Below are 14424 nucleotides of genomic sequence, written 5' to 3'. Positions count from 1 at the left end.
ACGATGAAGTTCGCGGTTATCGTTTTTCCAGGCTCCAACTGTGATATCGACTGCTTCAAAGCAGTAGAAGATACAATCGGACAGCAAGTCGAATACGTATGGCATACGGCTACGGATCTTTCCTCGTATGATGCGATTCTCGTGCCGGGCGGCTTCTCCTACGGAGACTACCTGCGCTGCGGCGCGATTGCTCGTTTTGCGCCAGTTATGAATGAAGTTGTAAAAGCAGCTGAAGCCGGCAAATTCATTCTCGGCATCTGCAACGGTTTCCAAATCCTTACGGAGGCGGGCCTGCTGCCAGGCGCACTGCGCCGCAACAGCGGTATGAAATTCATCTGCCAGCAAACACAGCTGGAAGTAGTGAACAACGCAACAGCATTCACTAGCCAATACAGCGCAGGTGAAGTGATCGATATTCCGATCGCGCATGGCGAAGGCAACTACTACTGCGACGACGAAACACTCGCGCAGCTCAAAGCAAACAACCAAATTGTGTTCCGTTACGCGGGTAACACGAACCCGAACGGTTCCATCGACAATATCGCAGGGATCAGCAATGAGCGTGGCAACGTGGTCGGCATGATGCCGCATCCGGAGCGCGCGGTTGATCAACTGCTTGGCTCGGAAGACGGCAAACGGATGTTTACATCGATTTTGAATGCTTGGAGGGAAAAGAATGGCGCAGCAGTTAACGGCTAAGGAGCCAACAGCGGAACAAATCGCGGAGCAACGCATTTATACGCAGTTCGGCGTGACGGACCATGAATATGAACTGGTTTGCGGTTTTCTTGGACGCAAGCCGAACTATACAGAAATCGGCGTTTTCAGTGTTATGTGGTCGGAGCACTGCTCTTACAAGAACTCGAAGAAAATCCTGAAGAAGTTCCCGATTACCGGACCAAAAGTATTGATGGGACCGGGTGAAGGCGCAGGTATCGTGGATATCGGCGACAACCAAGCGGTTGTATTCAAAATCGAATCGCATAACCATCCGTCCGCAGTTGAGCCGTACCAAGGCGCAGCAACAGGCGTAGGCGGCATTATCCGCGACATTTTCTCCATGGGTGCTCGTCCGGTTGCGCTGCTGAACAGTTTGCGTTTCGGTAACCTTGAGAATCCGCGCGTTAAATATTTGTTCGAGCACGTAGTTGGCGGTATTGCAGGCTACGGTAACTGTATCGGTATTCCGACAGTTGCAGGCGAGGTTATGTTCGATGAGAGCTACGAAGGCAATCCGCTTGTTAACGCGATGTGCGTGGGTCTTATCGATCATGATAAAATCCAGCGCGGTGTAGCTAAAGGTGTAGGCAACCCGGTATTCTATGTGGGTCCTGCTACCGGCCGTGACGGTATTCACGGTGCGACATTCGCATCGGTCGAATTGTCCGAAGAGTCCGAAGAGAAACGTACGGCTGTCCAAGTAGGCGATCCATTCATGGAGAAGCTTGTTATGGAAGCAACGCTGGAACTTATTGATTCCGGCATCGTTGTCGGGATTCAAGATATGGGAGCAGCCGGTCTGACTTGCTCCAGCGCGGAGATGGCGTCCAAAGCGGGTAACGGCTTGGAGCTATACCTGGATGAGGTTCCTCAGCGCGAAGAAGGCATGACACCTTACGAAATGATGCTGTCCGAGTCGCAGGAGCGTATGCTGTTCGTTGTTGAACCGCAGCATGAAGCGCAAGCGCAGGAAATTTTTGACCGTTGGGGCATTATCTGCGTGAAGGTTGGTAAAGTTACGGATGACGGCCGTCTGCGTCTGTTCCACCAAGGCGAAGAAGTGGCGAACATGCCGGTTACAGCGCTCGTTGACGAGTGCCCAATGTACGACAAGCCTTCCCAAGAGCCTGCTTACTACGCGGCTAATGCGGCAATCGATACGACGGCTTATCCGGAAGTGACGGATCTGACGGGTGCGCTTAAGCAAGTATTGGGTTCGCCGACGGTTGCGAGCAAAGAGTGGGTTTACAACCAATATGATTACATGGTACGCACAAGCACTGCCGTACAACCAGGCTCCGATGCTGCGGTTGTCACGATTCGCGGAACGCGCAAAGCGCTTGCGATGACTACAGATTGCAACGGCCGCTATGTATATCTTGATCCAGAAGTAGGCGGACGTATCGCGGTAGCGGAAGCAGCTCGTAACATCGTTTGTTCCGGTGCTGAGCCGCTCGCGATCACGGATAATCTGAACTTCGGCAGCCCGGAGAAGCCGGAAGTGTTCTGGCAACTCGAGAAAGCGGCAGACGGTATTTCCGAAGCTTGCCGTATTCTTGATACGCCGGTTATCGGCGGTAACGTCAGCTTGTACAACGAGAACGCGAAAGGCGCGATTTACCCAACACCGGTTATCGGGATGGTTGGACTCGTGCAAGACGTTGATCATATTACGACACAAGGCTTCAAAGCGGAAGGCGATGTTATCTTCCTTGCCGGCGAAACGAAGCATGAGCTTGGCGGAAGTGAATTGCAATACGTGCTGCAAGGCAAGAGCGAAGGACGTCCTCCGCAAATTGACCTCGCTACAGAGAAGAAGCTGCTTAACGCTGTTCTTGGCGCGATCCGCGAAGGTCTTGTTGCTTCGGCGCATGACTTGTCCGAAGGCGGCCTAGCGGTCGCGCTTGCGGAATCGGCAATCAGCGGCAAGCTTGGCGCTGAAGTGGACATTACGACAGATTTGCGTCCGGATGCAGCTTTGTTCAGTGAATCGCAATCCCGGATTCTGCTCTCGGCTAAGCCGGAGCAAGCGGTAGCGCTGCAAAAGTACCTGACAGACAAAGGCGTACCGAACGCGGCACTCGGCGTTGTTCGCACAAGCGGACTTGTTGTTACTGTTAATGGCAAACCGGGCATCAACGCACCGGTTGATCAACTGGAGAAGGTTTGGAAGGATGCGATTCCATGTCTGATGAAATAAAACAGCTGCCGAAGCTGTGGACAGGCGATCACTATAACGAAGGCATTGGCCGGGATGATATTTTTGATAAATTGCGTGAAGAGTGTGGGGTATTCGGGGTGTATGGCATCCCGGATGCCTGCTCCCTTGGCTATTACGGGCTGCATGCTTTGCAGCACCGTGGTGAAGAGAGCTCCGGCATGGCCGCAGTGGAATCGACAACCGGCAAGTTTACGTATCACCGGGGCATGGGTCTCGTAAAAGAAGTGTTCGACCAGAAAACGCTGGAAGGTCTTCCGGGCAACTGTGTCATCGGCCATGTTCGGTATTCGACTGCAGGGGAAAGCAAGCTCGCGAATGCGCAGCCGCTTGTCTTCAAATATCGTGACGGCGATCTCGCTGTCGCAACGAACGGAAATATCGTGAACGCGCCTTCGATCCGCAAGGAGCTGGAGAGCCAGGGCTCGATTTTTCAAACGACAAGTGATACGGAAGTTATTGCCCATCTGATTGCGCGCTCGAACAAAGACTTCGTCAGTGCGGCAAAAGATGCGCTGCAGCGGATTATTGGCGGTTTTGCTTTTCTCATTATGACGAATGACAAGCTGCTTGTTGCCTCTGACGCTCATGGCCTTCGTCCGCTCGTCATGGGTAAGCTGGACGGCGGTTATGTGTTCGCTTCGGAGACCTGCGCGCTTGAAACTTGCGGCGCTGAATATGTACGTGACGTGCAGCCGGGCGAGCTGCTTGTGCTGGATAAGAACGGTCTGCGTGAGGATCGTTTCGAGAAGCTGGAGCGCCGCGCGACTTGTGCGATGGAATATATTTATTTTGCAAGACCGGACAGCGATATTAACGGAATCAACCTGCACTCGGCGCGCAAGCGTATGGGGCAGAAGCTGGCGCTTGAAGCGTTCTTCGATGCCGATCTCGTAACGGGCGTACCGGATTCCAGTATTTCGGCAGCCATCGGGTATGCGGAGCAAACCGGCATTCCTTATGAGCTTGGTCTGATCAAGAACAAATACACAGGCCGTACGTTCATTCAACCATCGCAAGAGCTTCGTGAAAAAGGTGTCAAAATGAAGCTGTCTGCGGTTCGCAAAGTGGTTGAAGGCAAGCGCGTTGTCATGATCGATGACTCGATCGTGCGCGGTACAACGAGCCTTCGCATCGTTAACCTGCTTCGCGAAGCAGGCGCGACTGAGGTTCATGTGTGCATTACTTCGCCTCCGTTCAAGAACCCTTGCTATTACGGCATCGACACGCCTGACCGCAAGGAATTGATTGCATCGCAGAAGACGGTCGAAGAAATTCGCCAGGCGATCAATGCGGATTCGTTATATTTTCTAAGTCATGATGGTTTTATTGAGGCTGTTGGCGGCAACGACGGCGAATACAATCGCGGTATGTGCTTGGCTTGCTTCGATAATGATTATCCGACACCGGTTGATCCGACATCGGAGAAGAGCTGCAGCTGTTAGTTTAAGGTGAAAGTGCTGGCCTACGGCCGATATGGTTGAAAACATAAGGAGTGACTATCGTGTCAGAAGCTTATAAACAAGCCGGCGTAGATATCTCGGCGGGTAACGAAGCAGTCGAACGGATGAAGAAACACGTGAAGAAGACGTTCCGTCCGGAAGTATTGACGGATCTTGGCGGCTTCGGCGGTCTGTTTGGTCTTAATAAAGACAAGTACGAGGAGCCGGTATTGGTTTCGGGTACGGATGGCGTGGGTACGAAGCTGAAGGTTGCTTTTGCGATGGACAAGCATGACACGATCGGTATTGATGCGGTTGCAATGTGCGTGAACGATATTATCGTGCAAGGCGCAGAGCCGCTGTTCTTCCTCGATTACCTGGCTTGCGGCAAAGTAGAGCCTGCGAAGATCGAAGCGATCGTGAAGGGGATTTCCGACGGCTGCGTGCAGTCCGGCTGCGCTCTAATCGGCGGGGAAACCGCTGAAATGCCTGGCATGTACCAAGGCGACGAATACGATATCGCTGGTTTCACAGTCGGAATCGTAGACAAGAAAAACATCATCGACGGCAAAACGATCGCTCCTGGCGATGTCGTGCTTGGTCTCGCTTCGAGCGGTATCCATAGCAACGGCTACTCGCTGGTTCGCCGTTTGCTGCTTGATACGGCTGGCTACAGTCTGGATGCGGAGCTGCCTGAGCTTGGCGGCAAGAAGCTCGGCGATGTCATCATCGAGCCGACTCGGATTTATGTGAAATCCGTTCTTGAGCTGATCAAACAAGTACAAGTTAAAGGGATGGCCCATATTACAGGCGGCGGATTTATCGAGAATATTCCGCGGGTTCTGCCTGAAGGCGTTAACGTAGAGATTGCATACGGTTCATGGCCGATTCAGCCGATCTTCGGACTGATGCAAGAGAAAGGCTCGATCACGAACCGCGACATGTTCACAACCTTCAACATGGGTGTGGGTATGGTCGTTGTCGTTCCTGCTGAACAAGCCGAAGACGCGCTGCGCGTTGCACGCGAGCTTGGCGAGGATGCTTACATCATCGGTAAAGTAACGGAAGGCAGCCGTGTAGTTACCTTTACGGGAGCTGACGTTTAATGGCCGCCATGCGCGTCGCCGTGTTTGCTTCGGGCTTCGGCTCGAACTTCGGGGCGCTCGTGGATGCGGCAAAACAACAAAGGCTCGAGGGCGCAAGCCTCGAGCTTCTTGTTTGTGATAAGCCGGAGGCGCCTGTAGTTACGCGCGCGAGAGAAGCCGGCATTGATGTGTTCTTGTTCAAGCCGAAGGAGTACGCTTCGCGTGAAGCGTATGAAACGGAGATTCTGGCCGAGCTGACAAGACGCGGAATCGAGTTGATCGTGCTGGCCGGCTATATGCGGATTCTGACGCCGGTGCTCGTTGAGCCGTTCTTCGGACGGATGATCAACGTGCATCCGTCGCTGCTGCCCGCATTCCCGGGCGTGAACGGGATCGGCCAGGCGCTGGCCTACGGCGTGAAGGTGACGGGGGTCACCGTTCACTTCGTAGACGGCGGTCTGGACAGCGGCGCGATTATCGCGCAGCGCACGGTCGAAGTCGTGGACGGCGACACGCTGGAGACGCTCGCGCCGCGAGTACACGAGGCGGAGCAGGAGCTGCTCCCGTGGGTCGTCTCGCGTATCGCCGCCGGGGCGGTCGCGATCGACGGTCGGAACGTGACCGTTAGCTAGTAGCTAAAGTAGAAGATGATCAACTGGTGAGCTACATTGGTGGAAAACCGGTGTGTTTGAGTAGATGAAGATCAGCTGGTGAGCTACATCGGTGGGAAACCGGCGAATTGAGCTAAAGAGAGGTACTGGGAACCTCACATTGTGGGAAATCAGCGGAATGAGCTATACGTAAAACAACTTTTAGGAGGTTCTATTTTGACCATTCGCAGAGCACTTATTAGCGTATCGGATAAGACGGGGATTGTGGAGTTTTCGCGGGCGCTGGCTGGCCTTGGCGTGCAAATTATTTCGACAGGCGGTACGGCGAGCCTGCTGGAGAAGGAAGGCGTTCCGGTTATCGGGATCTCCGATGTAACGGGCTTCCCGGAGATTCTGGATGGCCGCGTGAAGACGCTGCACCCTGCTGTGCACAGCGGTCTGCTTGCTGTTCGCGATGACGAAGAGCATCAGAAAGCGATGCAAGAGCTTGGTCTCGACTACATCGACCTGGTTGTCGTGAATCTATATCCGTTCGCAGCTACGATTGCTAAGCCGGATGTATCCTACGAGGATGCGATCGAGAACATCGATATCGGCGGCCCGACGATGCTTCGTTCGGCGGCGAAGAACCACGCTTTCGTAACCGTAGTCGTAGACGCGGCGGACTACCAAACCGTGCTCGACGAAGTGAAAGCGCAAGGCGATACGACGCTTGAGACTCGTAAGAGCCTCGCAGCGAAGGTATTCCGCCACACCGGCGCTTACGATGCGCTTATCTCGGACTACCTCTCCAAGCTGCAAGGAAATCCGCTTCCGGAGAGCTACACCGTTACGTACGAGAAAGTGCAGGATCTGCGTTATGGCGAGAACCCGCATCAGAAAGCAGCGTTCTACCGCAAGCCGCTGGCATCCGCAGGCAACATCACGACTGCTGAGCAGCTGCACGGCAAAGAGCTGTCCTATAACAATATCAACGACGCCAACGCGGCGCTCGCTATTGTCAAAGAATTCAACGAACCGGCTGTCGTAGCGGTCAAACATATGAATCCTTGCGGCGTGGGCATCGGCAGCGACATTCACGAAGCCTACCAGAAAGCATACGCAGCAGATCCTACTTCGATCTTCGGCGGCATTGTAGCGGCTAACCGCGCAATCGGCGTAGAGACGGCTAAACTGCTGAGCGAGATTTTCCTGGAGATCGTCATTGCACCGGACTTCACTCCTGAAGCGCTTGAAGTGCTGACGAAGAAGAAGAACATCCGCTTGATGAAGCTCGGCGAAATCCAAGCGGCAAGCGAGCGCAAACCGGAATGGCTCGTAACGAGCGTAGACGGCGGCATGCTCGTGCAAGAGAGCGACGTCCACAGCCTGACGGAAGCGGACATCCAAATCGTAACGAACCGCAAGCCAACGGAAGAAGAGCTGAAGCAGCTGCTATTCGGTTGGAAGGTTGTGAAGCATGTGAAGTCGAACGCGATCCTTCTGGCATCGGACGATATGACAGTCGGCGTAGGCGCTGGTCAAATGAACCGTGTCGGCGCTGCACGCATCGCGATCGAGCAAGCAGGCGACAAAGCCAAAGGCGCCGTTCTTGCTTCCGACGCGTTCTTCCCAATGGGCGACACGCTGGAGCTGGCAGCGAAAGCCGGCATCACGGCCGTTATTCAACCAGGCGGCTCGATCAAGGACGAAGAATCGATCGCAGTAGCAAATGCGCATAACATCGCGATGGTGCTGACAGGCGTTCGTCATTTTAAACACTAGTACAGGCTTGGCATAAAAGGAGGGTTTCCTTTGCGGATTATGGTCATCGGCGGCGGCGGGCGAGAGCACGCCATCGTCTGGGCGCTGAATAAGAGCGATAAAGTAAGCAAGATTTTCTGTGCGCCGGGTAATGCCGGTATTGCGGAGCTGGCAGAATGCGCGCCGATTCCGGTTAACCGGTTCGACGAGCTCATGCAGTTTGCATGCGATAACGCGGTGGATCTGGTCTTCGTAGGACCGGATGATCCGCTTGCGGACGGAATCGTCGACGCTTTCGAAGCGCGCAATATTCCGGTCTACGGACCTCGCAAGAATGCGGCTGAAATCGAAGGCAGCAAAATCTTCATGAAGAATTTGCTGAAGAAATACGAGATTCCGACAGCCAAATACGAGACGTTCACCGAATACGAGACGGCACTGGCTTACTTGCGTGAGCAAGAGCTGCCGATCGTCGTGAAGGCAGACGGCCTCGCGGCAGGTAAAGGCGTAACGGTTGCGGCAACGTTGGAAGAAGCCGAAGAAGCGCTCCACGGCATGATGGTAGGCAAAGTGTTCGGCGAATCCGGCGGACGCGTCGTCATCGAGGAGTTCCTGTCGGGACAAGAGATGTCGATCCTGGCCTTCGTGGATGGCGAAACGGTGCGCGCAATGGTGCCGGCTCAAGATCACAAGCCTGTCTACGACAACGACAAAGGACCGAACACAGGCGGTATGGGCACGTATTCCCCGCTGCCGCATATCGACCCGGCAATCGTGGAAGAGTCCATCGAGAACATCATCAAGCCGACGGCGCGAGCGATGGTCAGCGAAGGTCGCCCGTTCCGTGGCGTCTTGTTCGCAGGTCTCATGATCACCAAAGACGGCCCTAAGACGATTGAGTTCAACGCACGGATGGGCGATCCGGAGACACAGGTTGTGCTTCCTCGCCTCAAGACCGACTTGCTCGATATCGTGCTCGCTTCCATGAACGGACGTCTCGATCAGCTTGAAATCGAGTGGAGCGACGAAGCTGCGGTGTGCGTCATCGCGGCATCCGAAGGCTACCCTGCGGCTTATCCGAAAGGCCTTCCTATCACAGGCCTGGAAGCTGCAAAAGCGCAAGGCGCGCTCGTATTCCACGCCGGAACGGCTCATTCTGCCGAAGGCGAGATCGTGACGAACGGCGGACGTGTGCTCGGCATCGTCGGCCGTGGCAGCGATATTGCAGAAGCGCGCGCGAAGGCGTACGAAGCAGCGGCTGCGATTCATTTTGACGGCATGCACTGCCGTACCGATATTGCAGCGAAAGCACTGAAATCGTAAGCGTGAACGTCAGCAACGACGAAGAGGGTTGTCCACATGTGGACAACTCTTTTTTCGTATCAACACACTTTCCCACACTATCCACACACCGTTTCAGGTATGATTCAGAATGAGGGTAATTTTTCCGGAGGTGTCGAGAAATGGGCAGAAGGACGATAACGAGTTTTGACAGAGACTGGTTGTTCTACAAAGGAAATCTCGAAATTCCATACGTGGTGAAAGCGGGTGGCGTCGGCAGCCTAACCGATTGCGAGAAAGGCGAAGAAGGTCAGTGGCAGCAGATCGCTTTTACAGATAAGAAAGCAGGCGTATCGGTCGCACCGGATGAATGGGAGAAGGTTAACCTGCCCCATGACTGGCTCGTGGAAGAGGAGTTCTCGAAGGACGGGCCGTTGGAACGTGGATACAAAAAATCCGGCGTAGGCTGCTACCGCAAGATGTTCGATATCCCGGCCGCCGAGTTAGGCAACAAGATCACCATCGAGTTTGACGGTGTCATGCGTCATAGCAGCGTATGGGTAAACGGTCATTTTGTCGGCACGCATCCTAGCGGCAGTGTTCCTTTCTTTTACGATATTACGGATATCGTTCGGTATGGCGATGAAGGAAGCAATGTGATTTTTGTCAAAGTGGATGCGAGAGATTTCGAAGGCTGGTGGTATGACGGAGCGGGCATTTATCGCCATGTGTGGCTGAGCACGACGGATCGGCTGCATGTCGGTCAATGGGGAACCTATATTACAACGCCAACGGTGTCTGAAGAATCATCAACGGTGCGGATAGAGACGACTGTAAACAACGAATATCGGATCGCAAAGCATGCTGAGCTAACTGTCGAGATTCACGATGCCAACGGGGAAGTCGTTGCGTCTGCGAATTCAGGGGCTACAATTCCGGACGGAGAAGCACATACTTTCGTGCAGCAGATCGACGTGTCTGATCCGCTCTTATGGTCACTGGAGGCACCAAACCTATATAAAGCCATTGCCATCGTTAGAGAGAACGGCACGGAAACCGATCGATACGAAACGGGATTCGGCATTCGTACGATTGCGTTTACGAACGATAACGGGTTCTTCCTGAATGGCAACAGGACTGTTATTAAAGGGCTTTGTGTTCATCAAGATTTTGCAGGTGTCGGGGTAGCGCTCCCGGATAGCATCATCGCATATAAATTGCAGCTTCTCAAGGAGATGGGTGCAAACGCTTACCGTTCCGCGCACCATCCTCCTACGAAAGAATTGTTGGACATGTGCGACCGCATGGGCATCATGGTCATCGATGAGAATCGGCGGATGGACAGCTCTCCGGAAGGGATCAAGAATCTCAAGCATATGCTTTATCGGGATCGCAACCATCCCAGCATTATCGCATGGTCGCTGGAGAACGAGGAGCAGCTGGAAGGCACCGTTATGGGTGCCCGCATCTTGGCGACGCTGGTGCAGGTCACGAAGAAGCTCGATCCAACACGGCCAACGACAGCAGCGCTGAATCATGGCTTCAACGATGGCGGCTATAGCGATGAGCTTGATATCGTCGGCTATAATTACGGGCATAAATGGGGCAGCTTCATCAATGATCATGCCAAACATCCGGAGCGCATCATATACGGAAGCGAAGTTTCCGCTTACGCGGTTACACGGGGGATCTATGAGCATGACGAGTCCAAAGGCTACTGCTCGGAATACGGGACAAGCTGGCGGGAGAATGAATGGCTGAACAGCTGGACGACATCACCGGAGCAAGCATGGGGTGCAGTGGCAGACAATGCTTTCCTAGCAGGGCTGTTCATTTGGGCAGGCTTTGATTATCGCGGCGAGCCATCGCCATTCAAGTGGCCGAATATCAACTCGCAATACGGCACGATGGATACATGCGGTTTCCCAAAAGACAACTATTACTACTACAAGTCCGCTTGGACGGAGCAGCCGATGATTCATTTGTTCCCGCACTGGAACTGGGCAGGCAAGGAAGGGCAAGAGATTGACGTCTGGACGTACAGCAACCTCGACTCGATTGAGCTGTTCGTGAACGGCGTTTCTGCCGGAGAACAGAAGCGCACGCCAAACGGGCATGTGGAATGGAAGGTGCCTTATGAGGCGGGCAAGCTGCTGGCCGTGGGAAGAAGAGATGGCGAAGTCGTTGCGGAGACAGCCGTGGAAACGACGGGGGCAGCTCATCATATTCGACTTGAGCCGCATCGGAGTACGCTGCAAGCGAACGATACAGACGCTGTCGCGGTGCGCGTCTCGATTTGCGATGATCAGGGTCGGGTCGTGCCAACTGCGGACAACCTCGTGCATTTCACGGTGAACGGAGGCGGCGGACGGATTATCGGGGTAGGAAATGGCGACCCGATCTCGCATGAAGCGGATAAAGCGAGCAAGCGCAGAGCTTTTAACGGCCGCTGCCTCCTTATCCTGCAATCAGGAACAAAGATCGGGGAGCTTGAGCTGCGAGCTCATTCAACGGGGTTGCTGGATGCCAGTGCGATTATCGCGATTGGCTTGGACATGTAGTTCAGACCATTCATACCGGCGAAATGAGCGAAAGAAGCGGACCAGGGGATCTACAGGGGAGTAAACTACTAACGGAGTCTACTAAAATAAAGCGTCTCAAAAGTTGCCTACACTTTTGAGGCGTTTTTTTTGCATAGTTGCAACCTGCCATTGTTTAGGAAGAGGGCCATTGTTTGGCATGCGAGGTGTTACTTCTTTGTAACTACTAAGTCGCCTAAATCTACTAGCATAGGAAGTAGTAGAAGAAGTGCGAGAGGATTGGTAGGATGCGACAGCTGCGAGAATTGCGACATCAGAGAAGATTAGCCACATTGATTGTGGTTACGCTAATGGTAGGCCTATTGTCGACCAGCTGCGGAATGAGCAAGCATGAATTGGCGGGAGGCGCCGGGGCGCACGCGGATAGCGGCAAAGGCGGTTCGGGGTCTGCATCCCAAGCAGATTGGAATCATTCAGGCGGCGGTGGCGGCAAGGACGACGAGCCGGTTGTATCGGCGCCAGGAGAAACGGTTGCGCTGCTTCATCCTAAGCCGCCGGTTGTTACGACTCAGCCCCCTGTCATGCTGGATCAACCGACCGAGCAGCAGACGGATTTTGTAACGACAAAAGGCGAGAAGTTGGTTGCCTTAACGTTCGACGACGGGCCGGACAGTCATTTCACACCGGCTATACTCGATATATTGAAAGCGAAGAAGATCCATGCCACTTTCTTTACGGTAGGGATTCAAGTGAAGAAGTACGGCAAAGTGATGAGACGGATCCGCGATGAAGGTAGCGAGATCGGCAATCACAGCTATGCGCATAAAGATTTGTCAAAGCTTGACAGCGACCCTATTATGAATCAAATTAAATGGACAGACGCCTTAATTAATAACCAGATCGGCTATGTGCCCCATTTGGTCCGAGCGCCGTATGGAGCTACCTCGCCGCTGCTGAAGCAGATTGTGAAGGACAATGGACGCGAGCTGATCGGTTGGACGGTCGATACGCGCGATTGGGCTGGAAGCTCCGTTGCCGCAATGCGGGCTAACGTGAATAAGAACACGCATCCCGGCGGAATTATCCTTATGCATTCATTTGGAAGCAAACATATCCGCAACACGGTAGAGCTTCTGCCGCTCATCATTAAAGATCTGCAAAACAAGGGTTATACCTTCGTTACCGTGAGTGAGCTGCTGGCTGCGAAAGCACATAGCAATCATGCGAAGACGAAGAACGGCTGACAGTGCGGAAGGAGCACGAGGGATGAACATATCGCAATGGATGAAACAAACTGCTATTCTGGCCGGCGTCTTGCTCTGCTTCTTAATCGTATCCGGCTGTCAGTATACAGCGACGCCTGCTGATCTGCTGCTTAATCCAAGGTCAACGCCGGAGAACGCCGAGCTGGCTTCGGCCGTTCGCGATCATCTCCCGGCGAGAGCCAAGCTGTCGCTTGCCATGCAGGAGCGGTCGAATTCGGCTGTGGTCAAGATGGATGCGGATGGCGATGGGAAACAGGAAGCTTTTGTCATCTACTCGGATGAGAGCGGCACGGAGCATGTGATGGTACTGAAGCGCAATGCGGAAATCGGCTGGCAGCAGTGGTTTACGTTCGACGAGACATCCAGCTACGGCATCGATGTACTGCGTACGGTTGACTTAGACCGGGACGGAGATCCTGAGGTGCTTATCGGGTGGAATCAATATGGAGAGCCGCAGCATATTTTGACCCTTTATCATGTGCCTGTAACCAGTGGAATCGTAGCACCGAAGCCGATTGCAGAGCTGCCATACGACACGCTTGGCGTCGGTGATGCGGAAGGCGACGGTCACGATGAGCTTGCTTTAATCCAATTGCAGCGGCAGAAGCTGACGGCTTCGATTGGAATTTATCATTTTGCAGGAGACCGTGTGTCGAAGATGGCTTCCGCCGCGCTGGATGGCTCCGTGAACGAATATTTGCAGGTGAAGCTTGGCAAAATCGCGAAGGATCAATATGGCGTGCTCGCAGATGCGGCTATTGGCGCGAACTCATCCATGACTACGATGTATGCCTGGAAAGCAGGAAAGCTGGTTCCGATCTACCCGCCTAAGCAATCCGGCGACGAGAATGTACAGGTCAATGCGACCATGCAGCTGAGCGATGACGGCAATGGGGATGGGATTCTGGATGTGATCGAGCTGCGCGAGGCTCCCGGTCAATCTGAGGGTGTGGCCTACAGCGATCTATTGTGGATTCAGCAGTATAAGCAGTGGAATGGTGTAGATGGGTTTAATGTAGTTGGCGAGCAATATGTAGATATGAATCGATCCTATTCGTTGTCTTTGCCGATGGAATGGAGCCATTACACGTTCCGAAGATTAACAGATGGGAATAGCGACGATGTTGCGCTTGATCAGTTTGACGAGGAGACGAATCGGCGCGAGGGGATACTGGCGCTGCGTGTCATTCCAATTGCAGAGTGGAATAATAAAGAGCAGCAGCTGCAAGAGGAAGGGAGCCGCTTCGTGCAGCTTGGCAGCGGAAGCGGGCTGGTTTATGTAGCGATATGGGATGCCCCGCTTGTGAAGGAAGATGCGGAGAAGCCCGGCGTCATCTTCCCGCCGGATGAAGCGACGATGCGCAAACTCTTCAAGCTGCTGCCGGAAGGTTAAGTTGTTAAACTGGACATGTCAGAAATAATAAGTGTCACCTTATACAGTATTTTTAAAGGAATGAAACGAGCTGCGACTCCAAGAGGAGGGCGAGAGCCGCCGTTTCACTTGGATGAGAAAAGAGGG

At 53.7% G+C, this 14424-nt stretch carries 10 protein-coding genes; all 10 read left to right on the top strand.

Annotated elements, in window-relative coordinates; translation table 11 throughout:
* The first annotated feature begins 3 nt into the window (after positions 1-3).
* The 10 genes from purQ to AC0YN4_RS21580 all read left to right on the top strand — a co-directional run bounded on the left by purQ (position 4) and on the right by AC0YN4_RS21580 (position 14298).
* The gene (gene purQ / locus AC0YN4_RS21625; RefSeq protein ID WP_475836759.1) at positions 4-699 is read left to right on the top strand and encodes a phosphoribosylformylglycinamidine synthase subunit PurQ; all 696 of its coding nucleotides are present in this window, start codon (positions 4-6) and stop codon (positions 697-699) included.
* Entirely contained in the window at positions 677-2920 is a 2244-nt protein-coding gene (purL, locus tag AC0YN4_RS21620) for a phosphoribosylformylglycinamidine synthase subunit PurL (protein ID WP_475836758.1), read from the top strand. Before purQ ends, purL begins: the two co-directional genes overlap by 23 nt.
* Positions 2905-4383, top strand: coding sequence for an amidophosphoribosyltransferase (purF, locus tag AC0YN4_RS21615; RefSeq protein ID WP_475836757.1), 1479 nt, complete (start codon positions 2905-2907; stop codon positions 4381-4383). The genes purL and purF overlap by 16 nt, the downstream gene beginning before the upstream one ends.
* Before the next feature lie 59 nt (positions 4384-4442).
* Positions 4443-5486 carry a phosphoribosylformylglycinamidine cyclo-ligase gene (gene purM, locus AC0YN4_RS21610; protein WP_475782546.1) on the top strand — a complete coding sequence of 348 codons (1044 nt, stop codon included), beginning with the start codon at positions 4443-4445 and terminating at the stop codon, positions 5484-5486.
* A complete protein-coding gene (gene purN, locus AC0YN4_RS21605; protein ID WP_475836756.1) occupies positions 5486-6097 on the top strand; it encodes a phosphoribosylglycinamide formyltransferase in 612 nt (203 codons plus the stop codon). The genes purM and purN overlap by 1 nt, the downstream gene beginning before the upstream one ends.
* Positions 6098-6292: 195 nt before the next feature.
* The gene (gene purH / locus AC0YN4_RS21600) at positions 6293-7840 is read left to right on the top strand and encodes a bifunctional phosphoribosylaminoimidazolecarboxamide formyltransferase/IMP cyclohydrolase (protein ID WP_090978920.1); all 1548 of its coding nucleotides are present in this window, start codon (positions 6293-6295) and stop codon (positions 7838-7840) included.
* 30 nt (positions 7841-7870) lie between these two features.
* Positions 7871-9142 (top strand): phosphoribosylamine--glycine ligase, encoded by a 1272-nt coding sequence (gene purD / locus AC0YN4_RS21595; RefSeq protein WP_475836755.1) that lies wholly within the window; start codon positions 7871-7873, stop codon positions 9140-9142.
* Positions 9143-9282: 140 nt separating this feature from the next.
* Positions 9283-11661: a beta-galactosidase GalA gene (galA, locus tag AC0YN4_RS21590; protein WP_475836754.1), complete on the top strand. Its 2379-nt coding sequence runs from the start codon at positions 9283-9285 to the stop codon at positions 11659-11661.
* A 359-nt stretch (positions 11662-12020) separates the two neighbouring features.
* Positions 12021-12884: a polysaccharide deacetylase family protein gene (locus tag AC0YN4_RS21585; protein ID WP_475836753.1), complete on the top strand. Its 864-nt coding sequence runs from the start codon at positions 12021-12023 to the stop codon at positions 12882-12884.
* A 22-nt stretch (positions 12885-12906) separates the two neighbouring features.
* Positions 12907-14298: an FG-GAP repeat domain-containing protein gene (locus AC0YN4_RS21580; RefSeq protein WP_475836752.1), complete on the top strand. Its 1392-nt coding sequence runs from the start codon at positions 12907-12909 to the stop codon at positions 14296-14298.
* Positions 14299-14424: the final 126 nt, after the last annotated feature.

The sequence above is a fragment of the Paenibacillus sp. J22R3 genome, from assembly GCF_056269305.1.
This window is presented reverse-complemented; position numbering and strand designations above follow the sequence as displayed.